A 24,554-nucleotide genomic window follows, 5' to 3' on the forward strand; every position below is an offset into this window, starting at 1 on the left:
CCAACGGCCGGCCCTCCCCGGGTTGTGAGCGGCGATCCTGCCGCAGTGTCCCGGCGGGAGCGCGATTCGATGCAGGCTTCCTTCGCCGATGTCAGGACGACGTACAGCGGCCTGCGCACCTGGTAAGAGCTGGTTGAGGCGGGTCCGAGGCTTTCCCGGCGGCGGATGGCGATTCGGGTTGCCGTCGTTCGTCATCTCGGTGCGGGCACCATGGCCCACACTGGGAGCGAAGGAGATGACCATGCGTTACGCGCTGCTGATTCACTACGGTGAGCCGGGCGAGGGTGAGCTGAGCGACGAGGTCGTCGCCGAGGCGAGGGCGGCCTTCGACGCGTACGGTCGGGCGCTGGTCGCGGCCGGGGTGCTGCTGGCGGCCGATGTGTTGCAGCCGACCGCGGCGACGACGACAGTCACCCGTAGGGACGGTGACCTGCGGGTGCAGGACGGCCCGTTCGCCGAGACGAAGGAGGCGCTGGCCGGGGTGTTCCTCCTCGATGTGCCGGACCTCGACACCGCGATCGGTTGGGCGGAGAAGTGCCCGGCCGCGCAGTGGGGCGTGGTGGAGGTACGTCCGAGCGCGACGGCGATCGTCGACGGGGCATGGACGAGCTGACCGTCGGCGACGAAGGGTGGGCAGCCGCGAAGGTCGCAGCCCGCGACAGCTATGGACGGCTGCTCGCCCTGTTGTCCGCGTCGACAAGTGACCTCGCCGCCGCCGAGGACGCCCTCGCCGACGCGTTCGAGCGGGCCCTGCGCACCTGGCCCGACCAGGGCGTGCCGGAGTCTCCCGACGGGTGGCTGCTGACCGTGGCGCGTAATCGGCTACGGGACCTGTGGAAGTCGGCGCACTGGCAACGCACCGGGCCGCTCGACGTCGAGCGGGACGGCCCGGTGCATCTGGACGGCCTCGACCTCGACGCCATTCCGGACCGGCGGCTGGAACTGATGCTCGTGTGCGCCCATCCGGCGATCGAGCGCGCCGTGCACACCCCGCTCATGCTCAACACGGTGCTCGGCTTCACGGCCGCTCAGGTCGGCAGGGCCTTCTCGGTGCCGGCGTCGACGATGGCGACCCGCCTGGTGCGGGCGAAGCGGCGCGTGAAGACCGCGCGGATCCCGTTCCGCATCCCCGACCGCGGCGATCTGCCGGGGCGGATGTCGGCAGTCCTGGAGGCGGTCTACGGGGCGTACGTCATCGACTGGGCGACTACCGGACCGGAGGCCCGGCAGGTGCCCACCGAGGCCCTGCACCTCGCGGAGGTGCTGACGACACTGGTGCCCGACCCGGAGGCGCACGGCCTCGCCGCTCTCGTCCAACTTTCGTCCGCGCGCCTGCCGGCCCGTCTCGACGGCCAGGGGCGGTTCGTGCCGCTGGCCGAGCAGGACCCGTCGCGCTGGGACGACCGCCTGATCCACCGGGCGTACGCGCACCTGCGCGCCGCCCACGCGCGCGGGCAGGTCGGCCGCTTCCAACTCGAGGCCGCCGTCCAGGCCGTGCACTGCGCCCGGCGCGAGACCGGCACCACCGACTGGCCGGCGCTGCTGGACCTGCACCGTGCGTTACACGCGGTCGCGCCATCGCTCGGCGGCGCGGTCGCCTACGCGGTCGCCACCGCCGAAGTCGAGGGCCCAGCGGCCGGGCTGGCCCGGCTCGACGAGCTGCTGAGCGTCGAGAACGGTCGGGCCCGACGGTTTCAACCGGTCAGGGCCGCCCGCGCCCACCTGCTCGAACGGCTCGGCCGCCACACGGAGGCGGCCGACGCCTACGCCAGCGCGATCGACCTCACCCACGACCCCGCCGAGCGGGCACACCTCCAGCACTGCCGGGAACGGGCCCTTTCGCTGCTGCCAGGCTGACAGTCTCGCTGGCTGTCCCTGAACGGCCCAGCGGTCAGCTGCGGGGAAGGGTGGACCCGCCGGGGAGCGCGCGACCGCTGAGGAGTGCCACAAGTGCGCCGCTGTCGGCGCGGACGAGCTGGCCATGCCCCGTGCTCCAGGCGATGTCGGTGGCTTCGAGCCGGACATCTGTCATGTCCACCCCGAACAGGGTGCCGTTGGTGGCGGCGAGGTGGTCGAGGACTGCGGTCACCGCCTCCCGTGGGGCGACCGCGGGCCGGTCGAGCGCGATCGTCACATCCAGGGAGTGGATGACGGCGTGACTCAGTGCACCTGCCGCGCCACCGCCCGGCGGTTGCCACGCGTGCAGCTCAGGCGATCGCAGCTGATCGAGTAGGTCGGCGAGGGGCAGCGCGGCGTCCCGCGTCGCCACGGTGTCGGAGAGCACTGTGAAGTCACCGCCGGCCGCCGCCATCTCGGCACCGAACTGCTCGGGGGTCAGCCGCACCGGCATCGTCACATGCGCGATCACGTGACGTACGAGCCACTTCTCGCACAGCGAGGATGCGTTCCACGTCGCGACGGTTGCGGCGGCGAGAAGATCAGCGAGCCGCTCGTAGGTCGTTGACACCCAGGACTGCGGATCGGTCACTGTCGGTCTCCCTGTATGAGGTGAGCGAGGTGTTTCTCGAGCTTGTCGAGGGAGGTGATGAAGCCGGCTCGCGCCTCGGGCCGACGCATCGCCTCGGGTACGTGCCGTTGACGGATGACGACGCAGGTGGTGCCGTCGCCGAGGTCATCGAGCGTGCTGGTGGTGTGCATCCCGCTGGCCGGCTCGATCCAGGCCAGCCGTTCGGGCGGCACCACATCGGTGAAGATGGCGACCATCCGGTGGCTGCCGTGTGTGCCGAGCATCAGGGTCTCGAAGCGGCCGCCCGGCCGGAGTTCGACGACGATGCCGTCGACGGGGGTGTCCATCCCCTGCGGCCCCCAGAAGCGCGCGAGTTCGGCGGGCTCGGTGAGGCAACGCCACACCAACTCGCGTGGTGCCCGCAGCACCCGTCGGTAGACAAGCTCGTCATTCACCGGCTCTCACCCTGTTGCAGATCGGCGAGGTGGGTTTCCAGCCGGTCCATTCGTGCCGCCCAGGTGCGGCGGCTCTGCTCGATCCACGAGACGGCGACCGCAAGGGCCGCCGGTTCGAGCCGGCACGGTCGGGTCTGCCGGTGCCGGCCCCGGCTGACCAGGCCGGATCGCTCAAGGACCCCGATGTGCTGTGACACGGCCTGCATGCTCATCTCGTACCGCTCCGCCAACTCCTTGACCGTCGCCTCGCCCGTGCTGAGCCGAGCGATGATGTCCCGCCTGGTGCGGTCGCTCAGGGCGGTGAACACCGCGTCAAGCCGCTGATCCTCGATGGTGGTTCCCATGACCTTACTCAAGCATTTGCTTTATCAAGCGTCAACTAGAGAAGTCGGCTGCTCGGCGGGATGTCGACATGTTGCGCCGTCGGTGCGTATGCGTTCGATGACGGGTCGGAACGGCTCACGAACTGGTTACCGTGCGCCCGAAGAACAATCAGCGCAAGCGTTGACCTGTGGGACAACGGAAGCCCTGCCGGGATCCGGCCTGTGCATCGCGTTCGCTCGCGTAGTCGATGTGCCGCCGTGTTCGCCGCCGGCTGTCAATCGTGGACAGCTCGCGCTCGCGAGAAACTGTCCTGTCCCGAGACATGTGTCAAGGGGAAGTCCCGACAGATGTGTCATGTGTTGTTGATCATGCTGCTCGGGTGAGGCTGAGGTGCGGACGGGACCGTCCGAGATCATCCCGCAGCCCTTGGTTCCGATCTTCTTCCGTAGCCAAGAAGAATGATCGACCAAGGGCTGCGGCCATGATCAGCAAGGGTCGATACGAACCGACCACGGGTTGAAGATCAAGCTAGAAGGTGATCCTGCCGCAGCCGCCACCGTTGACCCGGTGGTTCATCGCGCGCGCGGTCTGCGGCCCGTACACCCCGTCGGCCGTGATCTTGAGGCTGGACTGTACCTGCTTGAGTGCGTCGCGGGTCTTCGGCCCGAACTCGCGGTCGGTCGCGAGGTTCTTTCCGTAGCACTTGTTCAGGCTCCACTGAAGGTCGGCCACATGGTTACCGATGGCACCCACGCCCATCACGCAGTTCGGGCCCAGGTCCCAGTTACCCGGCACGAACTTGTTCTGGTAGACGATCGACAGCATGCACTGAGGGGTGGCGGCGGCGGCCGGGCTCGCGTTGAGAACCGGGACGGCGGCGGTGGCGGCGAGCACCGCAACTGTCGCGGCGATCCTGGACAGGCGCATGTGTTTCCTCCTGTTGGGCGACGACACTCTGCCGGTCAACCCGAAGGTGCCGGCACCGCCCCGATGTCGGGCGGATAGTTGGCATCCTGACGATGCGACTCATCGATCCACCACCACGCCACCACCGGCCGACCACGGCCGCGCTTCCGGTTCCTCGCCCCGGTAAGCCGGGCCACGTCGTTGTCGTGCGTGGGGTGTCCGGAGAGGTCCCACTCGCCGCAGTGCCCGGGCAATGGTGCGGCGATGCGGCTCTGATGACGAGGCAGAGCAGGATCCGGCTCAGTTGTCGCGCCGTCTGAGGACCAGGAACCGACGGCTCGAAAGGTCCCATGGAGGAGGTCTAATGGCTCAACTTGAGGCACCCGCTCGGACGACCCGACGCGGCCGTCGCGTTCTGGCTCAGGTAGCTACCGTGCTTGCGATCGTGCTAGGCGTCGTGCTCGGCGTGGCCGCGCCGAGCTACGCTGCCTGTGTCGGCACCGCCTGTGACAACAAGAATCCGGAGACGGAGGGTTGCAGCAGCAACGGACTCTCCACGCCGCGGGAATCCTTCCTCGACTCGGGCAAGTACACGCTCCAGTTGCGGAAGTCGTCCGGTTGCAGGGCCGCTTGGGCGCGGGTGGTCCGCGATGACCAAGCAGCTGGGACGTGTCCGGTGCTGTTCGTGCGGGTCGAACAGCAGAAGTACCAGAATGTTGACGGCAGCTGGTACTGGGTCACCGTCCGAGTCCGCAACAAGGCGGGTTCGAACGGGGGATGCACCGGAGCCACCTGGTCCTACATGGCGCCAAACGAGTCGGACCGTCACCGCGCCTGCTTCGCGACTGCATGGAGCACCACTCCGCCCAGTAGCGGCTGGCGTTGCACCAGCTACGACGCGTCCTAGAGCCGCGCCCAGCGGCGGTTCGTGCTCCGGAGCACGAACCGCCGCTGGATCAGCTACTTAACTCCCGCTCGGCTGCTACGCGGCATCGGCGGGTGCTCTTGATGCCCGCCGTAAGCGGCCCGACGACGGGGTGGACGGCGAACTGCTGCAGGTCTGGCACGTCTGCGACGACAGCAGCGCCACGGCGCGGGTCATCTGGTCGACCGCAGAACGCACCATCTGCAGGACGTCCGCGTCGAACGGCATGCCGCCCGGGTCCGGGATGTTTGCCTCCTGCGAGTCGAGCAACCCGCGGTGCACCTTGTCCACGAACGCACCGGCCTCGATGCCGAGCTCGGTGCTCAGCCGCGACCGCAGACTCTGTAGCACCCGCAGCCCGTCCGCTGTCCGGCCCATGTTGTGCATCGCCAGGGCGAGGTAGCCGTGTAGGTTCTCGTGGTAGGGGTATCGGCTCACCCACTCGGAGAATTCCACCACGACGTTCGCATTGTTACCCTGGGCGAGGTCAATCTTCCCGCATTGTTCGAGCGCCCGTAACCGCATTTCCTCGAACCGCGCGGCGACCGGAGCCAGGGCGTCCGAACCCACATCTTCCAGGGCCTTTCCGGACCAGAGGCTGAGTGCTCGGCGTATCGACGCCGAGGCATGGTGGAGGTCGCCCGCACGAGCCCGCGTTTCGGCGTCGGAGAGTATTTGCACGAACTGACTCGCATCGACCTGGTTGCCGTTGGTGATTAAGCGGTAGCTTGCCGATATTCGTGCGATGTCGGCCTGGACGCCCGTACTCGACAGCAGTCTGCGAAGCGTTCCCACGCAGTTCTGTACCTGCTGCACGGCGGTCGATGGCGGGCCTTCACCCCACAGGACCTCGACGAGGCGAGAGGTTGAAACAGGGCGTTCCGGATCAACTAACAACGTGGCGAGTATTCTTCTGTGCCGGGGTCCCGATATCGGAATGAATTCGTCTCCCGAGCGCACGGCCACTGGTCCTAATATTTTGAAATCCACCTTTGCTTCCCCCGTCATTGATGGCTGCCTACATCCTGCGGGACGTGCGGACCGGACGTCAACCCTCGACCGTCTGCCTGCGCGGCCTCGTCGCGGTGTCGTTTTGTCCCTATTGATCGTGGAACCGCCTATGTTGCGGGTGTGATGGCAGGCGGGGCGCACCTGCTTCTGATCTTCGATTGTCTCGGGCAAAAGATTATGAGGGCTATTTCGGCCCAGTGTGACCGACGACGGAGAAACGGCGGACATGGTCCGCGCTTTTTGCCTACGCCGTCGGATCGGCCGACCGATCCGAATGCTGGCAACTTGGCGCTGTTGTGTCAGATTCAACAGTCGCGCTGACGGAATTGGGTTCAACGCTCGGTTGATTCGCGACCGGGTTCAAAGGCGTCCATGGGAACTGAATGGACGTCTGGCGGGTGAATCGCGGGGAGGTCTGGATTATTCCCGCATCCTCCGGGCGGCGCGATCTAGCAAGCTCCAGCGTCCACCCCCAGCCGTGTGGCCAACCCGAACCCGGACGTGGCACCGTATCCGGAGGGAGGTGGCGGTTGAGCAGGGCGGTCGAGGAGACGAACCGGGCGATGCTGCGCGCTCGGGACGCCATGGATCGGGCGTACGCGCGACCGCTCGACATCCCGACGCTGGCGCGGATCGCGCACGTGTCCGAGGCGCACTTCATCCGCACCTTCCGGGCCACCTTCGGTGAGACGCCGCACCGTTACCTGCAACGGCGTCGGGTGGAGCGGGCCATGTACCTGCTGCTGCACACCGGTCAGGACGTGACAGAGGTCTGCACGGCTGTCGGTTTCGGCAGCCTCGGGACGTTCAGTCGTACCTTCCGACAGATCGTCGGGGAGTCACCCACCGACTACCGCAAGCGGCGGACGGCGCCCGCCGCACCGGTGCCCAGTTGCTTCACGAAGGCGTGGACCAGACCGAGCAGTTTTGGATAAGCAGCAGGTCACGGCGTTGCACTAGCGTTTCGGGCATGACGATGAACGCGATCAGCCGCTCCCAGATCTACGTCCTCGACCAGGACGAGGCGCTCGACTTCTACATCGGCAAGCTCGGGCTGGAACTGAACACCGATCAGGATCTCGGCTTCATGCGCTGGCTCACGGTGAACATCCCCGGCGACCGGCAGCGGGAGATCCTGCTGGAGAAGCCCGGCCCGCCGAATCTCGATCCGGCCACCGCCGAGCAGGTCCGGGAACTGCTCACCAAGGGCGCTGCGGGTGGCTTCCTCTTCATGACCACCGACGACGCCCACAAGACGTACGAGGAACTGGTCGCCAAGGGCGTCGACATCACCGACGAGCCGATGGAACGGCCGTACGGCATCGACTTCGGTATCCGGGACCCGTTCGGCAACCGGATCCGGATCGGCCAGATGTTCGACCAGGGCTGAGGAGCGGCACGATGACCGAGGTGATCGGCGTCGACCGGATGAGCAGCCGGGCCGGCCTGGACCGGCTGCTGTTGACCGGCGGTGTGCTCGCCGGGCCGGTGTGGGTCACTGTCGCGTTGGTCCAGGGGCTGACCCGGGAGTCTTTCGACTTCCGGCGGCACCCGGTCAGCGTGTTGAGCACGGGCGAGCTGGGCTGGCTCCAGATCAGCAGTTTCGTGGTCGCCGGCCTGCTCTGCGTCGGCGCGGCGGCGGCCCTGCGCCGGGTCGAGCATCCCGGGCTCGGCCGGCGTGCCGGCCCGTGGCTTGTCGGCCAGTACGGCGTCGGGCTGGTCCTCGCGGGTGTTTTCGTCGCCGATCCGCTCGACGGCTTTCCCGCCGGTACTCCCGCCGGTCCTGGCGAGGTCAGCTGGCACGGCCTGGCGCACTTCGGGGCGGGTGCCGTCGCGTTCTCCGCGCTCATCGGGGCCTGCCTGGTGGCCGGTCGCCGGTACGTGCGGCAGGGCGAGCGTGGTTGGGCGGCGTACAGCATCGCCACCGGATGCTTCTTCGCCCTGGCCTGGCTGGCGTTGATCGGCTCCGGCGGGCACCCGATCGCGATGATCGGGTTTGCTGTCGCGGTCGTCGCCGGCTGGGCCTGGGTGTCGCTCACCCTGAACCGGGCGGGGTAGCCGGCTGCGGCCGGGCGGGCCCGGCGCGGCCGGCTGTCGGGCCCGCCACACCTCAGCGCCGCAGGTCGAGCCAGACCAGCCGGTGGTCGGAGGTGGGGAAGCCGCCCGGCAGGGCCGGGTCGTAGTCGCCGACCAGCCGGAACAGCGGGTCGCCCGGCACCGGCCAGAAGATCCCGGTGGAGCGGACCGGCAGGCCCCGGCTCGGCAGCACGTAGTCGACCCGCAGGTTGCCGGGGGTGGTGTCGGCGAAGTCGGCGGTGTCGAAACGCGGATCGCCGCGGTGGTCGAGGTTGGCACCGCCCTGCCGCCGGGCCGCGGCGGTACCGCCGGCGCTGGCCGGCACGACCCGGTCGTTGACCCGAGGGTGGTCGAGCAGCTGCTGCGCCGCACCGGGCACGCTGTCACCGTCGTACGGGTCGGAGTTCAGGTCCCCGGCGATCACGAACGCCGCCCCCGGTCGCAGCCCGCCGCGCCGACCGTTGTCGTCGTAGATGTAGCCGGCCCGTCCGGGGGAGACGTAGTCGGCCCAGAAACGGATCTCGTCATGGTTGCGGCGGCCGTTGCGGTCCTCCGGCCCGTCGAAGACCGGTGGCGTCGGGTGGCTGGCCAGCAGGTGCACGGTGCGGCCGGGCAACCGGACGGGCAGGTCCCAGTGGCTCTTGGAGGACAGCCGCACGTCGGCCAGCTCCTGCCGGGAGTACCAGTCGGCCGGCGCGGGGGTGGCCGGGTCGTCGGGCAGCAGCGCCCCGGGCATGTCCCGCCAGCGGAACGTCTGGAACGTACGAACACCTGCCAGGTCGATCGGGTACGCCGAGTAGACCGCCATGCCGTACTGGCCCGGGAAGAGACCGAAGCCGTAGGCGTCGTCGGGCCCACCGACGGTCCCGTCGTTGTTGAGATCGTGTCCGGAGGGGACACCCGTGTTCGACGGGGCCGCGTAGCGGTACGGGTAGCGGATCGCCCGGGTGCCGTTGCGCGGTACGGACAGGTAGTTGTCCTGGAACAGCGCCAGCGCCCGCCCCTGCGGGTCATGGTCGAACTCGTTGATCAGCAGCACGTCCGGGCGTACCCGTTGGATCACCTCGGCGACGTTGCCGGCCTGGGTGTTGTCCCGCCCGGACAGGTCGGTGACCAGCCCGCCGGCGGTGTCCCGGTTCAGTGAGGCGTTGAAGGTCGCCACCCGCAGCGCGCCGGCCCGTTTCCCGCCCGGTTGCTGCCCACCCGCGGCGGCCGGCGTCGTCACTGCGACCGTCGTCGTCGCGGCGAGCAGCGCCGCCATGATCCCGGCGCACACCGTTCGCTTCGCACCCATCGACACCCTCCCGATTCACGATCAACGATCGCCACGCTACCGGGACCGCCATGACGCCGGGGTGAACCGTGGTCGACGATCAACTGTTGTGCCCGGTCCGGTCACGGCCCGTGCAGTGCGGCGGCGACGGCCCGGGCCGGGTCGGCCGCGCTGAGCACGTCGGTGCTGTCCACGAACTGGTCGACGCCACCGACGTGCCGCGGCAGTGTGGACACCTCCGGGTCGGTGACCGCGCCGTAGGTGGCGTCGGCGAACCGGTCCGCGGCCAGGACGCGGAACGGCCGGTCGTGGAACGGGCGCACCGTGGGCTCGACCGGGTCGGCCAGGGCGAGGTCGTTGTGGGCGCGGGCGAGATGCTCGTACGCGGCGCAGAGCGCGTCCTCGCGGCGCGGCCAGTCGGTGGCGGCGAGGGCGGCGGTGAGCAGTGGTTGCAGCACCGGGGCGCAGCGCAGCCGGGCGAATGCGGTACCCAGCCATTTGCTGTAGGGCGGGTAGCGACGTTCGATGAGCATCGCCAGGCGCATCAGGTCCCGGACCAGCCGGGCGGTGACCAGCCGGGAGCCCAGGTCGTCGCCGTTCTCCGCGCAGCGGCCGGGGAAGGCTTCCTCCTGGGCGACGCGCCGCCACTGGCAGGCCAGCAGATAGCGCCAGACGTCGTCGGGATACCAGGTCAGCGCGGTGCGGACGGGTCCGAGCTGGCCGAGCCCGTCGTGGAAGACCGCCCCGGCGGTGACCTCCAGCAACAGTTGGGTCGGGATGGCCAGCCAGGCGCGGGCGGTCAGGCCGCTGCGCGGGTCGCGGCCGAGGCGGGCGACCAGCCAGGCGTCGAGGTCGAGCACTTCGATGCGGTGGTCGACGGGGCCGTGGCCGCCGGTCCGCAGGGTGCGGGAGCGTCCGGGCTCGGCTGGACTGAAGCTGGTGCTCCAGCCGCGCACCGCGAGGGGCATCCGCTCGGCGAGCACGCTGCTGAGGTCGCTGGCGTGTCGGCGGGCGTCGGCGGGCCGGAGGAACAGCAGCAGCCGTGGACCCCAGTCGTGATCTGTCGAACGAGCGGTGTCGAAGCCGAGCACCTCGGAACCGGGACCGAGCAGCGCCGCCGAGTGCGCGAGCCCGGGGAAGCTGGCATCGAGTATCGGCCGGACCGCCTCGTGGTACGTGCTGGCGGCCAGCGACAGGCCGGATACGAACGTCGGCACCGGTCACCGCCTCTCGTCGCTTGTCACTGTGGGCTGCGGACAGCTCACAGCGGCCCCAGGACGTCCGACGGGTCCGCGTTCAGTGCGAGCGTGTCGAGCACCGCCAGTAGCTGGCGTTCCTCGTAACGGAAATGGCTCTCCATGATGGCGGCGATGCCCTCGACGTGGCGGTCGAGTTCGGCCGGGGAGGCGGCCCGGTCCACGGCGGCCTGCAGCCCCGCGAGCAGATGCGCGATCATCGAGTGGTCCTGCTTGAGATAACGCAGGGTGTCGCGCAGTTCCGGATGGGCGGCGGCGATCGCGGGGAACAGTTCGCGGTCCTCACCCTCGTGGTGCCCGGTCAGCGCGGCACAGAAGCCGTGACAGAACAGCAGCAGGTCACGGGTGGCGGGTTCCGCCGCGTCGCCACCGGCGAGTGCGCTGCGGGTCAGGTGCAGGGCTGCGCGCAGCCGATCGTGCACGCTGCGAAGCTCGTGGCTCCAGGCGACGAGCCTGGTCTTCTCGCCCTCAGTCACAGGAGGGCGAAGGCAACGACAATGTCATCGTCGTGGTCCTTCGTATCCGACGCCTCCATGCCTGACACGGTCTGCCACCGGCACGCGACGTTGGGATCAGGCTACCCGACGGAGTCGGTGACCGTTGCCCCCGGATGCACCCCCGTGGGCACTGTCGAGCTGATCCGTCCGTGCTGTCAGGCGGGGTCGGTCACCCGCAGCAGCCCACCGCGATCCACTCGCGCCATCAGCTCGACAGCACCCGTACCCGGATGGCCCGCCACCGGAGGCCGGGCCATCCGGCCGTCACTCCGGGACGCGCCGGTAGGCGCCGTCGCTGGCCGAGGTGGCCATCGAGGCGTACGCGCGCAGCGCCGCCGACACCGGGCGCTGCCGGTCGAGCGGGGTGTACGGGCGGTCCCGCTTCTCCTGGGCGACCCGTCGGGCGTCCAGCACGTCGGCCGGCACGTTCAGCTCGATGGAGCGCGCCGGGATGTCGATGACGATCTCGTCGCCCGGCTGCACAAGCGCGATCAGCCCGCCGGAGGCGGCCTCGGGGGAGGCGTGCCCGATGGAGAGCCCGGAGGTGCCGCCGGAGAACCGGCCGTCGGTCAGCAGTGCGCAGGCTCGGCCCAGGCCCCGTCCCTTGAGGAACGAGGTGGGGTAGAGCATCTCCTGCATGCCGGGGCCGCCCTTCGGCCCCTCGTAGCGGATCACCACCACGTCCCCGGCGACGATCTCCTTGGCCAGGATGGCGGTGACGGCGTCGTCCTGCGACTCGTAGACCTTCGCCGGGCCACGGAAGGTCAGGCACTCCTCGGGCACCCCGGCGGTCTTCACCACGCTGCCCTCCGGCGCGAGGTTGCCGTACAGGATGGCCAGCCCGCCGTCGGCGCTGTACGCGTGCGTCAGGTCCCGCACGCAGCCGCCGGCCGCGTCGGTGTCCAGCGACGACCAGCGGTTGGTGGTGGAGAACGGCTCGGTGGTGCGCACCCCGCCCGGTGCGGCGTGGAACAGCTCGACCGCCTCGGGCCTGGCGGCCCCGCCGCGCACGTCCCAGTCGGCCAGCCAGCGCTCGAGGGTGGGGGAGTGCACCGCGTGCACGTCCTGGCGTAGCAGGCCGGCGCGGTTGAGTTCGCCGAGGATGGCCGGGATGCCACCGGCCCGGTGCACGTCCTCCATGTGGTACTGCGGCGAGTTCGGGGCGACCTTGGCCAGGCACGGCACCCGGCGGGAGATCGCGTCGATGTCGCCCACGGAGAAGTCCAGCTCGGCCTCGCGGGCGGCGGCCAGCAGGTGCAGGATCGTGTTCGTCGACCCGCCCATCGCCACGTCCAGGGCGACGGCGTTCTCGAACGCTGCCCGGGAGGCCACCTCGCGAGGCAGCACCGAGGCGTCGTCGCCGTCGTACCACCGCTTGGCGATCTCCACCGCGGTGCGGCCGGCCTCGACGAAGAGCGACCGGCGGGCGGCGTGGGTGGCAAGGGTCGAGCCGTTGCCCGGCAGCGCCAGCCCGATCGCCTCGGTGAGGCAGTTCATCGAGTTCGCGGTGAACATCCCGGAGCAGGAGCCGCAGGTGGGGCAGGCGGACCGCTCGATCTCGTCGAGCTGCTCGTCGGTGACGGCCTCGTTCGAGGACGCGATCATCGCGTCGATCAGGTCGATCTTGCTGTGCACGATCCCCTCGATCGCCACCGTCTTGCCGGCCTCCATCGGGCCGCCGGAGACGAACACGGTGGGGATGTTCAGCCGCAGCGCGGCCAGCAGCATGCCCGGGGTGATCTTGTCGCAGTTGGAGATGCAGACCAGGGCGTCCGCGCAGTGCGCGTTGACCATGTACTCCACCGCGTCGGCGATCAGCTCCCGGCTGGGCAGGGAGTAGAGCATGCCGCCGTGGCCCATGGCGATGCCGTCGTCGACAGCGATCGTGTTGAACTCCCGGCCGACCCCGCCGGCCTCGGCCACCGCGTCGGCGACCAGGCCGCCCATGTCCTTGAGGTGTACGTGGCCCGGCACGAACTGGGTGAAACTGTTCGCGATGGCGACGATCGGCTTGCCGAAATCGTCGTCGGTCATCCCGGTGGCCCGCCAGAGGGCCCGGGCGCCGGCCATCGTCCGACCGTGCGTGGAGGTCTTCGACCGCAGCTCAGGCATGTGTACCAGTCTGACACCGTCGGCACGGCCCGGACACGGGCGTCGCCCCGTGTCCCAACAGATGCACACCCGATCCCCACAGCGGGCATCGATCCGGCAGAGTTGAGGGCGTGCACACACCCCCGGCCATGATCGGCGTTGCGGTGCTGAGCGCGCTGATCGCCCTGACGGCCGGCGTGTTGCTGGCCGCCGCCGTCCGGTGCCGGGCCGCCCCCCACCGTCCGGCGTACGCGGTACTGGCCGTCGGTGGTGCGTTCGCGGTGGTGACCATGCTGGTCGGGGTGACCGTTGCGGTGACCACGAGCGAGCACTGGGCGCATGAGCAGCAGCAGCGCGTCAGCTGGGCCACTCTGGTGGCGCTCGGCACGGCCACCGGCGGCCTGTTGTTCTGCTTCGGTCTGCTCCGCCTGCCCGGGGTGACCGGTTCGGTGCCCTCGGCGGCCCGGCTCGCGCTGGACAGCGTGATCGTCGGCACCGCACTGTGGTTCGTCGGCTGGGTGTTGTTCTCCGAGCCGACCCGGCTGCTCGGCGACGCGACCCCGACGGCCTGCCCGTCGATCCTGCTCGCCTCGGTCAGCGCCGCCCTGAGCGCCGGCCTCTCCGCGATCATGGTGCTCCGGGCCCCCGCGCCCCGCCGCTGCCTCGCCGTGCTGGGCACCGGGATCACCGCCGCGTCGGTGGGTGGGTTGGGTGTCGCGGCCGGGCTCTGCCAGGCCGGGCCGGGCCTGGCGCTGACCGGCGCGGTGGTGCTCGCCGTGGGGCTGCTGATCGCCGCGGTGGCGGCCTACCGCATCGACCCGCCGGGCCAGCTCGCCATCGACGTGATCCGCCGCGACGGCGAGTACGCCTTCGTACCGATGGTCGCCTTGGCCGCCTCGGCGATGTACCACCTCCTTCAGGACGGCCGGTTCGACGGGTTGGCCATCGCCGCCGGCAGCGTCGAGGGGTTCGCCCTGGTCGCCCGGCAGTACCTCACCCTGCACGACGTGCGGGCCTACGCCCGCCGGCTGGCCGACCGGGAGGCGCACTTCCGGCAGCTCGCGCACACCGACGCGCTCACCGGCCTGGCCAACCGCCGTGGCCTGCTACAGGCTCTGCACCGCTGCGCCGAGGCCCAGGTGCCGTGCGTGCTGCTCGGGTTGGACCTGGACGGCTTCAAGAACGTCAACGACATGCGGGGCCACGACGTCGGCGACGCGGTGTTGGCTGAGGTGGGCCGGCGGTTGCGGGGCAATCTGCGTCCCGGTGATCTCGCGGCCCGACTCGGTGGTGACGAGTTCGCGGTGCTCATGCGGGGCGGCCCGGCGGAGGCCGGGGTGGTCGCGGAGCGGCTGCTGAGGGTGCTCGGCGGCGCCTACGAGCAGCCCGAGGCGCCCGTCTTCCTCTCGGTCAGCATCGGCCTGGCCGGCTGGGCCGAGGAACCCGACGTCGAGCTGCTGCTGCGGCACGCGGATCTGGCGCTGCGCTACGCCAAGCAACGCGGTAAGAACCGGATCGAGCGGTACGACGGTGCGTACGACCGGCTGCTGCGCCGGCGCACCACGCTGGAGCACGAGCTGCGCGGTGCGATCGAGCGCGACGAGTTGCGACTGGTGTTCCAGCCGGTGGCCTCGCTGCCGTCGGTGCGCCCGGTCGGCGCGGAGGCGCTGCTGCGGTGGCGGCACCCCGAGCTGGGCAATGTCCGGCCGGACGAGTTCATCCCCCTCGCCGAGGAGAGCGGGATGATCGCCAAGCTCGGTGCCTGGGTGCTGCACCAGGCCTGCTATCAGCTGTCCCGCTGGCTGGCCGAGGGCCACGACGTCTGGGTGTCGGTGAACGTCTCCCCGCGTGAGCTGCACGCCCCCGAGTACGTGGTGCAGGTCGCCGAGGCGCTGCGCGCCCATCACGTGCCGCCGCAGCGGCTGGTGCTGGAGGTCACCGAGCACGCGGTCGCCACCGACCTCGACGAGCTGATCCGACGGCTGACCGCGCTGCGACTGACAGGTGTGCGGATCGCCCTGGACGATTTCGGGGCGGGCTACTCCTCGCTGAACCAGCTACGCCGGCTGCCGATCGACATCCTCAAGATCGACCACGGCCTGGTGGCGGAGCATGAGCCGGTCCAGCCGGAAGGGCGCGACGGCCCGGCCTTCGCCCCGATGGTCGACATCGTGATGCGGTTGGGTCACCAGTTCGGCCTGGAGGTGATCGCCGAGGGGGTCACCACCCCCACGGAGCTGGCCGCGGTGGTGGCCGCCGGTTGCCGGTTCGGCCAGGGCGCGTTGTTCGGCTGGGGCGTACCGGCCGAGCACCTGGAGGCGATGCTGGACGCGGCGACGTCGCCGGGTGCCCGCCCGGCCCGCCCCGCGGCTGGGGGCCACCCGATCCCGCGACCCGTCGGACCGCCCCTCCAGCGCCGGGGTGAGAGCGTCCCCGGGCAGGTCATACCCGGTCCGACCGGCGCGCCGGGCGGTGACGCGCCGACGTCCGTGAACCAAAATGTGGGATCAGTTGACTCATCGCATGAGATGCGTCAGTCTTGAGCTCATGTCGTCGTACCGGTCGCTGCGAGTACTTACCTGAGCGCACTCTCCCTGACTGAGAGTGCGCTGGCCCCGTGCATCTGGCACGTGGGCCTTTTTCTTGCCGTCGAACCAATCGAACGCCGGCCCCGCCCGCGTTCCACACTGTGAGCAGCCCCACCCACTCCAGCCGAAGGCCAACCGCCATGACGAGACCCACGCCCGAGACTCTCGCCCACTCCGCCCGGCGCGCCCGCACCGCCGCCGAGGCACCGGGCGACGCCGATCACGCCCGCGCCGCCTCGCCGGCCGTCCCGGCGGCACGCCCCGCCCCGGCCCAGGTGTCCGGTGCCGGCTCGCTGGTGCGCTCCCTTGAGGCACTCGGCGTAGACGTCGTCTTCGGCATCCCAGGCGGCGCGATCCTGCCGGCGTACGACCCGCTCTACGACTCGACCGTGCGGCACATCCTGGTCCGGCACGAGCAGGGCGCCGGGCACGCCGCCACCGGTTACGCCCAGGCCACCGGCCGGGTCGGGGTGTGCATCGCCACCTCCGGTCCGGGCGCGACGAACCTGGTCACCCCGATCGCCGACGCGCACATGGACTCGGTGCCGCTGGTGGCGATCACCGGCCAGGTGGCCCGTCCGTCGATCGGCACGGACGCCTTCCAGGAGGCGGACATCCAGGGCATCACGCTGCCGATCACCAAGCACAACTTCCTGGTGCAGGACGCCAGCGAGATTCCCCGGGTGCTGGCCGAGGCGTTCCACCTGGCCTCGACCGGGCGGCCCGGCCCGGTCCTGGTGGACATCCCCAAGGACGTCCTCCAGGCGTCGACCACCTTCGTCTGGCCGCCCACCCTGGACCTGCCCGGCTACCGACCCACCCTGCACCCGCACGGCAAGCAGATCCGCGAGGCGGCACGGCTGATCAGCGGCGCCCGCCGGCCGGTGCTCTACGTCGGTGGCGGCGTGCTCAAGGCCGGCGCCACCGACGGGCTGCGCAAGCTTGCCGAACTGACCGGGATCCCGGTGATCACCACGCTGATGGCGCTCGGCGCGTTCCCCGACTCGCACCGGCAGCACCTGGGCATGCCCGGCATGCACGGCACCGTCGCCGCGGTCTACGGGCTCCAGAAGGCCGATCTGATCGTGGCGCTGGGTGCCCGCTTCGACGACCGGGTGACCGGCAAGCTGGACTCCTTCGCCCCGGACGCCACCGTGGTGCACGCCGACATCGACCCGGCGGAGATCGGCAAGAACCGGCACGCCGACGTGCCGATCGTCGGCGACGCCCGGCACGTCATCGACGAGCTGCTGGCCGCGGTCACCACCGAACGGGCGGCCGGGCGTACCGCCGACATCGCGGACTGGTGGGCGCAGCTCGACGACCTGCGCGAGCGCTACCCACTGGGCTACGAGGAGCCGTCCGACGGCACCCTCTCCCCGCAGTACGTGATCAAGCGCCTGGGCGAGATCGTCGGGCCGGACGCGATCTACGTCGCCGGGGTCGGCCAGCACCAGATGTGGGCCTCCCAGTTCATCTCGTACGAGAAGCCGCAGAGCTGGCTCAACTCCGGCGGCCTCGGCACCATGGGCTACGCGGTGCCGGCGGCGATGGGCGCCAAGGTCGGCATGCCGGAGACGGTGGTCTGGGCGATCGACGGCGACGGCTGCTTCCAGATGACCAACCAGGAGCTGGCCACCTGCGCCCTGGAGGGCATCCCGGTCAAGATCGCTGTGATCAACAACGGCAATCTCGGCATGGTCCGCCAGTGGCAGACGCTGTTCTACAACGAGCGCTACTCCAACACGGAGCTGGGCACCCACAAGCACCGCATCCCGGACTTCGTCAAGCTCGCCGAGGCGCTCGGCTGCGTCGGGCTGCGCTGCGAGAACGCCGAGGACGTCGACAAGACCATCGAGGCCGCGATGTCCATAAACGACGCGCCCGTGGTGATCGACTTCGTGGTCGGCAAGGACGCCATGGTCTGGCCCATGGTCCCCGCCGGCACCAGCAACGACGAGATCATGTTCGCCCGCGGCGTCCGCCCGGCCTTCGACGAGGACGACATCTAGGTCATGGCCGATTGCACCGAGCGCAGCGAGGGCCATGAGGACATGACAAGAAAGGCGACGGTCATGGCCGATTGCACCGAGCGCAGCGAGGGCCATGAGGACATGACAAGAAAGGCACAGCCGTGACCATTCACACCCTCTCCGTCCTGGTGGAGAACAAGCCCGGCGTCCTGGCCCGGGTCTCCGGGCTGTTCTCCCGGCGCGGGTTCAACATCGACAGTCTCGCGGTCGGCGAGACCGAGAACCCGGACGTCTCGCGGATCACCATCGTGGTCAACGCCGAGTCCTCTCCGCTGGAGCAGGTCACCAAGCAGCTCAACAAGCTGGTGAACGTACTCAAGATCGTTGAGCTGGATCCGAACACCTCGGTGGCCCGCGAGCTGCTGCTGGTGAAGGTGCGCGCGGACCGCAACGCCCGAGGTCAGGTCCTGGAGACGGTGAACCTGTTCCGGGCCCGGGTGGTCGACGTGGCCGCCGACACGCTCACCGTCGAGGCGACCGGCACCCCCGACAAGCTCGACGCGCTGCTGCGCGACCTTGAGCCCTTCGGCATCAAGGAGATGGTCCAGTCGGGCCTGGTGGCGATCGGACGCGGCTCGCGTGCGATCACCGCCGGCCCGGCCCTGCGGGCCGCCTGACCCCATCCCGGCCCGGTCCGGTTGACCGGACCGGCCACCAGCCACGACGGGCCGCTGCGGCCGCCGTACGAAAGGGAAGTCATGAGCGTTGAGGTGTACTACGACGACGACGCCGACCTGGGCCTGATCCAGGCGAAGAGGGTCGCCGTGATCGGTTACGGCAGCCAGGGGCACGCGCACGCGTTGTCGCTGCGTGATTCCGGCGTCGACGTGGTGATCGGTCTGCCGGAGGGCTCGAAGAGCCGGCCGAAGGCCGAGGAGCAGGGGCTGCGGGTGCTCACCCCGGCCGAGGCGGCGGCCGAGGCCGACGTGATCATGATCCTCGCCCCGGACACCGCGCAGCGCCACATCTACGCCGAGTCGATCGCGCCGAACCTGGCTCCCGGCAAGGCGCTGTTCTTCGGGCACGGCTTCAACATCCGGTACGGGCTGATCAAGCCGCCGGCCGAGGTGGACGTGGCGATGGTCGCCCCGAAGGGCCCCGGTCACCTGGTCCGCCGGCAGTACGTCGACGGCAAGGGCGTGCCCTGCCTGGTCGCCGTGGAGCAGGACGGCAGCGGCAGCGCGTTCGCGCTGGCCCTCTCGTACGCCAAGGGCATCGGCGGCACCCGGGCGGGCGCGATCAAGACCACCTTCACCGAGGAGACCGAGACCGATCTCTTCGGCGAGCAGGCGGTGCTCTGCGGCGGTGCGGCGGCGCTGGTGCAGACCGGTTTCGAGGTGCTCACCGAGGCGGGCTACGCGCCCGAGGTGGCCTACTTCGAGTGCCTGCACGAGCTGAAGCTGATCGTGGACCTGATGTACGAGGGCGGTATCGCCCGGATGCGCTACAGCGTCTCCGACACCGCCGAGTACGGCGACCTCTCCCGTGGGCCCCGGGTCATCGACGGCCGGGTCAAGGAGGAGATGCGCAAGATCCTGGGTGAGATCCAGAACGGCGAGTTCGCCCGGGAGTGGGTGGCTGAGGACGAGGCCGGCCGGCCCAACTACAACAAGTGGCGGACCGAGGGCGCGGCGCACCCGATCGAGGAGACCGGCGCGAAGCTGCGCGGCATGATGAGCTGGGTGGACCGGCCGATCACCGAGACCGCCTGAGCGCTTTTCCCAACGGCACCCGGGCCCGGCGTTCTCCCCGACGCAGGGCCCGGGTGCTGTGCTGTCCGCAGCCGGCTAACGATCGTTAACACGCACGTCACGTCCGGTTTGTGAGGGCACTCACCCCGCACTCCGGGGCGCGCCGGGCGGCCCGCCCCCTACGATCGCGGGTAGGTGCTCCAGGCGGCACCTGACGGCCATGGCCCGGGAGAGCGCCGGGCGCAGCGCAGCGCCCAGCCCCCGGCCGACCGCTCTGACGACATCTACGAGGACCAATGACTCCTGTCGTACTGATCGCCGAAGAACTCGCCCCCGCCGCCATCGAGGTGCTCGCCCACGACTTCGACGTCCGGCACGTGGACGGCACCGACCGCCCGGCCCTGCTCTCGGCGCTCTCCGAGGCCGACGCCGTCATCGTCCGCAGTGCCACCCAGATCGACGCCGAGGCGATCGCCGCCGCCCCCCGACTCAAGGTCGTGGCCCGGGCCGGTGTCGGTCTGGACAACGTCGAGGTGCCGGCCGCCACCGCGCGGGGCGTCATGGTCGTCAACGCACCCACCTCCAACATCGTCTCCGCCGCCGAGCAGGCCGTCGCGCTGCTGCTCGCGGTCGCCCGCAACACCGCCAGCGCCAGCGCAGCGCTCAAGGCGGGGGAGTGGAAGCGGTCGAAGTACACAGGTGTGGAGCTCCAGGGCAAGACCGTCGGCGTGGTCGGCCTCGGCCGCATCGGGGTGCTCTTCGCTTCCCGGATCGCCGCGTTCGGCACCCGGCTGATCGCGTACGACCCCTACATCCAGCCCGCGCGGGCCGCGCAGCTCGGCGTACGCCTGGTCGGTCTGGAGGAGCTGCTGCGGGAGAGCGACTTCATCTCGATCCACCTGCCGAAGACCCCCGAGACCGTGGGCCTGATCGGTGAGAAGGAACTGTCGATCGTCAAGCCGGGCGTACGGATCGTCAACGCCGCCCGGGGCGGGCTGATCGACGAGCAGGCGCTGGCCGACGCGCTCGCCGAGGGCCGGGTCGGCGGTGCCGGGGTGGACGTCTACGCCAAGGAGCCGTGCACCTCCTCGCCGCTGTTCGCCTTCGACAACGTGGTGGCCACCCCGCACCTGGGTGCCTCCACCGCCGAGGCGCAGGACAAGGCCGGCCTGGCGGTCGCCAAGAGCGTGAAGCTGGCCCTGCAGGGCGAGTTCGTGCCGGACGCGGTGAACGTGCAGGCCGGCGGCGTGGTCGCCGAGGACGTCCGGCCGTTGCTGCCGCTGGCCGAGAAGCTCGGCCGCGCCTTCACCGCGGTGGCCGGCGGGGTCGCCGCGAGCGTCACCGTCGAGGTACGCGGTGAGATCGTCGACCACGACGTCTCGGTGCTCAAGCTCGCCGCCACCAAGGGCCTGTTCAGCTCGGTGGTCGAGGAGCAGGTGACCTACGTCAACGCCCCGCACCTGGCCGCCCAACGCGGTGTGGAGGTGTCGCTGACCACCCAGACCGAGACCGTCGACCACCCGGTCCTGGTCACCGTCCGCGGCGCGCTGCCCGACGGCCGTACGGTGAGCGTCTCCGGCACCGTCACCCAGGCCGGCACCCGCGACGTCATCAAGCTGACCGAGGTGGACGGCTTCGACGTGGAGATCGGCGCCGAGGGCATCCTGCTCTTCCTCCGCTACGCCGACCGGCCGGGCGTGGTCGGCACCGTCGGCACCCTGCTCGGTCAGGCCGGCATCAACATCGCGGCGATGCAGGTGGCCCGCCGGGAAGCCGGCGGTGAGACGCTGATGACCCTCACCGTGGACCAGGCACTCGGTGCGGACCTGCTCACCTCGGCCGCCGACTCGATCGGTGCCACCTCCGCCAGCGCCGCCGACCTGCGCGACGAGTAGCCCACACGAGATACTCCGGGCACGCCACGACGGGGCTCGACCGAGGACCTCGAAAGACGCCCTCGGCCGGGCCCCTCGTCGTTCGATCGCCGAGCACGGGTCGGTCGGTCCACCGCCCGACCGACGCACCACAAGCACGGCGATGCCGTATCGCCCCGTCGCCGGGCGCGGCGGGTCGGTCAGCCGGGCAGCCGGATCCCGGGCGGCGGGTAGACCGAGCCGTCCTGGGCGTCGAAGAGCATCAGCCGGTGCTCGCCGGCCAGCCGCTCGATGTCCAGCAGCACCTGGTCCGGGCAGGCCGGATCCAGGTTCAGCTCGATGTGGTCGGCCGCCTTGTGCAGCGGCGCCACCGCCCACGGAGTGTTCGGGCCGGCCGGCTGGTCGGGGTAGCTGGCGGTGATCGCCCGGTAGAAGGCCACACACCGGGGGTCCGGTTGACGCTCGTGGTGCCGGCCGTTGCGGCACTGCTGCACCGCCGCTCGTACGTCCTCGGGCGTCGCCCCGTCCGCCAGGGCCCACACGCTCAGATCGAAACTCACGGCGGACAGCGTGCCATCTGCGGTTCACCTTGTCGAAAACGACCCTGCCGCAGGCAAACCGCCGGGGGTACCAGGATCGCGCAGATGCTCCCCTGTGGAACCCTTGCCGCGAAACGCGTCAATTCGATAACGTACGGATGCGGTCACCTGCCGAGCACGTGGCGCCGGCCCGTCTTCGGGTGGCGAGGTCGACGTCCGGCCGTGCGGTCCGCACCCCTCGATTGCGCGAGCCACGCGCACTCGTCGCCGACCGGCCTCCACGGTCGTTGCCGCGACCGTGGAGGCCGATCGCTGTTCCTGCCACGCAGTGCCCGCCTGAGATTCCCGCCCTGTGCCGTGCGGCCACGCACTCAGCGTCCGCACCTGCCGTTGCGCTGCCCGCACCTGCATTGTCCGCACCCTTCGGGGCAGTGACCGCACGGTCTCGCGTAGGTCAGCGGCGCGCGGCGAAGAGCACCCGGTAGTCCGACCCGGGACGGAACCAGGCCAACCCGGCCGCTCCGGCGGCGTACAGCGCGGTGGCGTAGGCGTCGGCAACCGCCAGGTCGGGCCCCACCACGGTCGCGGCGACCAGCTGTGCGGCCGGCTCGCCGGTGTGCGGGTCCACCACGTGTCCCTGCCGTCCGGTGACCCCGGAGGTGCCGACCGCGCCGGCCGTCATCTCCAGCAGCAACGGTGCCCGGCCCCGGTGGGTGGGGTGATGCACCGCGACCCGCCAGGGGCCACCATGCCCGGCGTGACCGCGTACCACGAGGTCGGCGCCGCTGAGCACGGCGTAGTCGTGGATACCGGCGTCGCGCAACCGGGCCGCTGCCCGCTCGACCGCCCACCCGCCGAGCAGACCGCCCGGGTCGAAGCCGCCGGGCACCGCCCAGGCGTCGAACCAACCGTCGGTGACCGCGCGCATCGCCGCGCACCGGTCCACCAGGTCGGCCAGCGGTGGGTACGACTCCGGGCTGATCTCACCCCGGCGCAGCCGGGACACCAGGCTCCCCGGGCGGTTGGGGCCGTACGTCAGGTCGATCGCCCGCAGCTCGGCCACCGCGTCCCGCAGCGCCTCGCCGGTGCCGCGCCGGCCCAGCCATTCGGGGGCGTTCAGTAGCAGGGTGTACTCCGCCGTCGAGGTGCGGACGGTGTGCCGGACGGCGATCCGGTCTCCGGCGACCAGGTCGGCCCGGTCCGGCCGTTGCTCACGGGCGCCCAGGCGCAGGTCGGGCCGGCGGAAGCGAAAGACCGCCGGGTCCACCCAGCGGGTTCGTGGTTGCTCGTCGGTCCACATCGCGTCCGCCCCCTCCTCGGCGCGTGCCGCCCCGTCGCGGCCGCGCGCCCGGGCCCACGGCCCGTCACGCTCAGGCTAGGCAGCGGAGATGACCGAGCCATGAATGTCGCCTGGGAAGCTGCTGTGCGTCCGTCATCCCGAAAAGTGGAACACTCGTACCGGGGGGCGGGACAGCGGCGTACCGTCGAGCCATTCGAGCGAAGGAGCTGACGTGGCACGGATCGCGGTGGTGGCCGGGGACGGGATCGGACCCGAGGTGGTCGCGGAGGCCCGCAAGGTCGTCGACGCGGTGCTGCCCGGTGTCGAGGCGACCGAGTACGACCTCGGTGCGGCACGTTACCACCGCACCGGCGAGGTCCTACCCGACTCCGTGCTCGCCGAGCTGGCCGGGCACGACGCGATCCTGCTCGGCGCGGTCGGTGACCCGACCGTGCCGCCGGGCGTGCTGGAGCGGGGCCTGCTGCTGAAGCTGCGGTTCGCCTTCGACCAGTACGTCAACCTGCGCCCGTCGCGGCTCTGGCCGGGAGTGGCCAGCCCGCTCGCGGCGGTCAAGCCGGGCGAGGTCGACCTGGTGGTCGTCCGGGAGGGCACCGAGGGCCTGTACGCCGGTGCCGGCGGCTCGCTGCACCGGGGCACCCCGGCCGAGATCGCCACCGAGGAGAGCCTGAACACCCGGCACGGGGTGGAGCGGGTGATCCGGGACGCCTTCGCCCGTGCTGCCCGGCGCGAGCGGCGCAAGGTGACTCTGGTGCACAAGACCAACGTCCTCACCCACGCCGGCTCGCTGTGGTCGCGCACGTTCGAGGCGGTCGCCGCCGAGCACCCCGACATCGCCACCGAGTACCAGCACGTCGACGCCGCGGCGATGTTCCTGGTCACCCAGCCGCAGCGGTACGACGTGGTGGTCACCGACAACCTCTTCGGTGACATCCTCACCGACATCGCCGCCGCCGTGACCGGCGGCATCGGGCTGGCCGCCAGCGGCTCCATCAACCCCGACGGGACCTATCCGTCGATGTTCGAGCCGGTGCACGGCTCCGCGCCGGACATCGCCGGTCGCGGGGTGGCCGACCCGGTAGCCGCCGTACTCTCGGCGGCTCTGCTGCTCGACCAGCTCGGGCACGCCGACGCCGCCGCCCGGATCACCGCCGCGGTAAGCGCGGAGCTGGCCGCGCGGAGCCCCGAGGTAGCCGTACGGACCGCCGAGGTGGGCGACCGGATCGCGGCCCAGGCCGCCGGCTGAACCGT

At 70.6% G+C, this 24,554-nt stretch carries 23 protein-coding genes; 12 read left to right on the forward strand and 11 right to left on the reverse strand.

Annotated features, from left to right (window positions below; translation table 11 throughout):
- Positions 1-241 precede the first annotated feature (241 nt).
- Both AB0I71_RS17565 and AB0I71_RS17570 read left to right on the forward strand, forming a co-directional pair.
- On the forward strand, positions 242-613 hold the full coding sequence (locus tag AB0I71_RS17565; RefSeq protein WP_357585763.1) for a YciI family protein: 372 nt from the start codon (positions 242-244) through the stop codon (positions 611-613).
- Positions 601-1,857 (forward strand): DUF6596 domain-containing protein, encoded by a 1,257-nt coding sequence (locus tag AB0I71_RS17570; protein WP_357585765.1) that lies wholly within the window; start codon positions 601-603, stop codon positions 1,855-1,857. Before AB0I71_RS17565 ends, AB0I71_RS17570 begins: the two co-directional genes overlap by 13 nt.
- 34 nt (positions 1,858-1,891) lie before the next feature.
- Here the strand turns inward: AB0I71_RS17570 and AB0I71_RS17575 are convergent, their stop codons facing one another.
- The 4 genes from AB0I71_RS17575 to AB0I71_RS17590 form a co-directional block, all read right to left on the reverse strand.
- A complete protein-coding gene (locus AB0I71_RS17575; RefSeq protein ID WP_357585767.1) occupies positions 1,892-2,488 on the reverse strand; it encodes a maleylpyruvate isomerase family mycothiol-dependent enzyme in 597 nt (198 codons plus the stop codon).
- Positions 2,485-2,922, reverse strand: a complete 438-nt coding sequence (locus tag AB0I71_RS17580; protein WP_357585769.1) for an SRPBCC domain-containing protein — start codon at positions 2,920-2,922, stop codon at positions 2,485-2,487. Before AB0I71_RS17580 ends, AB0I71_RS17575 begins: the two co-directional genes overlap by 4 nt.
- Positions 2,919-3,266, reverse strand: coding sequence for a metalloregulator ArsR/SmtB family transcription factor (locus AB0I71_RS17585; protein WP_357585771.1), 348 nt, complete (start codon positions 3,264-3,266; stop codon positions 2,919-2,921). The genes AB0I71_RS17580 and AB0I71_RS17585 overlap by 4 nt, the downstream gene beginning before the upstream one ends.
- 508 nt (positions 3,267-3,774) lie before the next feature.
- Positions 3,775-4,173: a peptidoglycan-binding domain-containing protein gene (locus tag AB0I71_RS17590; RefSeq protein ID WP_357585773.1), complete on the reverse strand. Its 399-nt coding sequence runs from the start codon at positions 4,171-4,173 to the stop codon at positions 3,775-3,777.
- Positions 4,174-4,585: 412 nt separating this feature from the next.
- Here AB0I71_RS17590 and AB0I71_RS17595 point away from each other — a divergent pair, with 412 nt between their 5' ends.
- Positions 4,586-5,059: a DUF2690 domain-containing protein gene (locus tag AB0I71_RS17595; RefSeq protein WP_357585775.1), complete on the forward strand. Its 474-nt coding sequence runs from the start codon at positions 4,586-4,588 to the stop codon at positions 5,057-5,059.
- Positions 5,060-5,134: 75 nt separating this feature from the next.
- Here AB0I71_RS17595 and AB0I71_RS17600 read toward each other — a convergent pair whose 3' ends face one another.
- Positions 5,135-6,085 carry an AfsR/SARP family transcriptional regulator gene (locus tag AB0I71_RS17600; RefSeq protein WP_357585777.1) on the reverse strand — a complete coding sequence of 317 codons (951 nt, stop codon included), beginning with the start codon at positions 6,083-6,085 and terminating at the stop codon, positions 5,135-5,137.
- Positions 6,086-6,618: 533 nt separating this feature from the next.
- Between AB0I71_RS17600 and AB0I71_RS17605 the strand changes: the two genes are divergently transcribed.
- From AB0I71_RS17605 to AB0I71_RS17615, 3 genes are read left to right on the forward strand one after another with little or no spacing between them, the layout of a single operon-like run.
- On the forward strand, positions 6,619-7,023 hold the full coding sequence (locus tag AB0I71_RS17605) for an AraC family transcriptional regulator (RefSeq protein ID WP_357585779.1): 405 nt from the start codon (positions 6,619-6,621) through the stop codon (positions 7,021-7,023).
- A 35-nt stretch (positions 7,024-7,058) separates the two neighbouring features.
- Positions 7,059-7,478, forward strand: coding sequence for a VOC family protein (locus tag AB0I71_RS17610; RefSeq protein WP_357585781.1), 420 nt, complete (start codon positions 7,059-7,061; stop codon positions 7,476-7,478).
- 11 nt (positions 7,479-7,489) lie between these two features.
- Complete coding sequence (locus AB0I71_RS17615) at positions 7,490-8,146, forward strand: DUF998 domain-containing protein (RefSeq protein WP_357585783.1); 657 nt, start codon at positions 7,490-7,492, stop codon at positions 8,144-8,146.
- 52 nt (positions 8,147-8,198) lie between these two features.
- On the opposite strand, the gene AB0I71_RS17620 is transcribed toward AB0I71_RS17615, so the two are convergent.
- From AB0I71_RS17620 to ilvD, 4 genes are all read right to left on the reverse strand, one after another.
- Positions 8,199-9,458, reverse strand: coding sequence for an endonuclease/exonuclease/phosphatase family protein (locus tag AB0I71_RS17620; RefSeq protein WP_357585785.1), 1,260 nt, complete (start codon positions 9,456-9,458; stop codon positions 8,199-8,201).
- Positions 9,459-9,559: 101 nt separating this feature from the next.
- The gene (locus AB0I71_RS17625; protein WP_357585787.1) at positions 9,560-10,654 is read right to left on the reverse strand and encodes a DUF4037 domain-containing protein; all 1,095 of its coding nucleotides are present in this window, start codon (positions 10,652-10,654) and stop codon (positions 9,560-9,562) included.
- Between the two features lie 44 nt (positions 10,655-10,698).
- On the reverse strand, positions 10,699-11,169 hold the full coding sequence (locus AB0I71_RS17630; RefSeq protein WP_357585789.1) for a hemerythrin domain-containing protein: 471 nt from the start codon (positions 11,167-11,169) through the stop codon (positions 10,699-10,701).
- Positions 11,170-11,454: 285 nt separating this feature from the next.
- A complete protein-coding gene (gene ilvD / locus AB0I71_RS17635; RefSeq protein WP_357585791.1) occupies positions 11,455-13,302 on the reverse strand; it encodes a dihydroxy-acid dehydratase in 1,848 nt (615 codons plus the stop codon).
- A 110-nt stretch (positions 13,303-13,412) separates the two neighbouring features.
- Here ilvD and AB0I71_RS17640 point away from each other — a divergent pair, with 110 nt between their 5' ends.
- From AB0I71_RS17640 to serA, 5 genes are all read left to right on the forward strand, one after another.
- Positions 13,413-15,824, forward strand: a complete 2,412-nt coding sequence (locus AB0I71_RS17640; RefSeq protein WP_357585793.1) for an EAL domain-containing protein — start codon at positions 13,413-13,415, stop codon at positions 15,822-15,824.
- 185 nt (positions 15,825-16,009) lie between these two features.
- On the forward strand, positions 16,010-17,881 hold the full coding sequence (locus tag AB0I71_RS17645) for an acetolactate synthase large subunit (protein ID WP_357585795.1): 1,872 nt from the start codon (positions 16,010-16,012) through the stop codon (positions 17,879-17,881).
- A 122-nt stretch (positions 17,882-18,003) separates the two neighbouring features.
- Positions 18,004-18,519, forward strand: coding sequence for an acetolactate synthase small subunit (gene ilvN, locus AB0I71_RS17650; RefSeq protein ID WP_357585797.1), 516 nt, complete (start codon positions 18,004-18,006; stop codon positions 18,517-18,519).
- An 81-nt stretch (positions 18,520-18,600) separates the two neighbouring features.
- Entirely contained in the window at positions 18,601-19,614 is a 1,014-nt protein-coding gene (gene ilvC / locus AB0I71_RS17655) for a ketol-acid reductoisomerase (RefSeq protein ID WP_357585799.1), read from the forward strand.
- Positions 19,615-19,889: 275 nt separating this feature from the next.
- Positions 19,890-21,488, forward strand: coding sequence for a phosphoglycerate dehydrogenase (gene serA / locus AB0I71_RS17660; protein WP_099847216.1), 1,599 nt, complete (start codon positions 19,890-19,892; stop codon positions 21,486-21,488).
- Positions 21,489-21,667: 179 nt separating this feature from the next.
- Here the strand turns inward: serA and AB0I71_RS17665 are convergent, their stop codons facing one another.
- Both AB0I71_RS17665 and AB0I71_RS17670 read right to left on the reverse strand, forming a co-directional pair.
- Positions 21,668-22,027 carry a hypothetical protein gene (locus tag AB0I71_RS17665; RefSeq protein ID WP_357585802.1) on the reverse strand — a complete coding sequence of 120 codons (360 nt, stop codon included), beginning with the start codon at positions 22,025-22,027 and terminating at the stop codon, positions 21,668-21,670.
- A gap of 433 nt (positions 22,028-22,460) precedes the next feature.
- The gene (locus AB0I71_RS17670; protein ID WP_357585804.1) at positions 22,461-23,306 is read right to left on the reverse strand and encodes an FAD:protein FMN transferase; all 846 of its coding nucleotides are present in this window, start codon (positions 23,304-23,306) and stop codon (positions 22,461-22,463) included.
- A gap of 211 nt (positions 23,307-23,517) precedes the next feature.
- Between AB0I71_RS17670 and AB0I71_RS17675 the strand changes: the two genes are divergently transcribed.
- Positions 23,518-24,549 (forward strand): 3-isopropylmalate dehydrogenase, encoded by a 1,032-nt coding sequence (locus tag AB0I71_RS17675; protein WP_357585806.1) that lies wholly within the window; start codon positions 23,518-23,520, stop codon positions 24,547-24,549.
- Positions 24,550-24,554: the final 5 nt, after the last annotated feature.

This window comes from Micromonospora sp. NPDC049891, from assembly GCF_040660295.1.
Taxonomy (GTDB): domain Bacteria; phylum Actinomycetota; class Actinomycetes; order Mycobacteriales; family Micromonosporaceae; genus Micromonospora.

Coding starts and splice junctions, on each gene's coding strand:
- AB0I71_RS17585 (WP_357585771.1), bottom strand. CDS start 3,266: ATGGGAACCACCATCGAGGATCAGCGGCTTGACGCGGTGTTCACCGCC.
- ilvD (WP_357585791.1), bottom strand. CDS start 13,302: ATGCCTGAGCTGCGGTCGAAGACCTCCACGCACGGTCGGACGATGGCC.
- AB0I71_RS17570 (WP_357585765.1), top strand. CDS start 601: ATGGACGAGCTGACCGTCGGCGACGAAGGGTGGGCAGCCGCGAAGGTC.
- AB0I71_RS17565 (WP_357585763.1), top strand. CDS start 242: ATGCGTTACGCGCTGCTGATTCACTACGGTGAGCCGGGCGAGGGTGAG.
- AB0I71_RS17620 (WP_357585785.1), bottom strand. CDS start 9,458: ATGGGTGCGAAGCGAACGGTGTGCGCCGGGATCATGGCGGCGCTGCTC.
- serA (WP_099847216.1), top strand. CDS start 19,890: ATGACTCCTGTCGTACTGATCGCCGAAGAACTCGCCCCCGCCGCCATC.
- AB0I71_RS17615 (WP_357585783.1), top strand. CDS start 7,490: ATGACCGAGGTGATCGGCGTCGACCGGATGAGCAGCCGGGCCGGCCTG.
- AB0I71_RS17645 (WP_357585795.1), top strand. CDS start 16,010: ATGACGAGACCCACGCCCGAGACTCTCGCCCACTCCGCCCGGCGCGCC.
- AB0I71_RS17610 (WP_357585781.1), top strand. CDS start 7,059: ATGACGATGAACGCGATCAGCCGCTCCCAGATCTACGTCCTCGACCAG.
- AB0I71_RS17600 (WP_357585777.1), bottom strand. CDS start 6,085: ATGACGGGGGAAGCAAAGGTGGATTTCAAAATATTAGGACCAGTGGCC.
- ilvC (WP_357585799.1), top strand. CDS start 18,601: ATGAGCGTTGAGGTGTACTACGACGACGACGCCGACCTGGGCCTGATC.
- AB0I71_RS17670 (WP_357585804.1), bottom strand. CDS start 23,306: ATGTGGACCGACGAGCAACCACGAACCCGCTGGGTGGACCCGGCGGTC.
- AB0I71_RS17590 (WP_357585773.1), bottom strand. CDS start 4,173: ATGCGCCTGTCCAGGATCGCCGCGACAGTTGCGGTGCTCGCCGCCACC.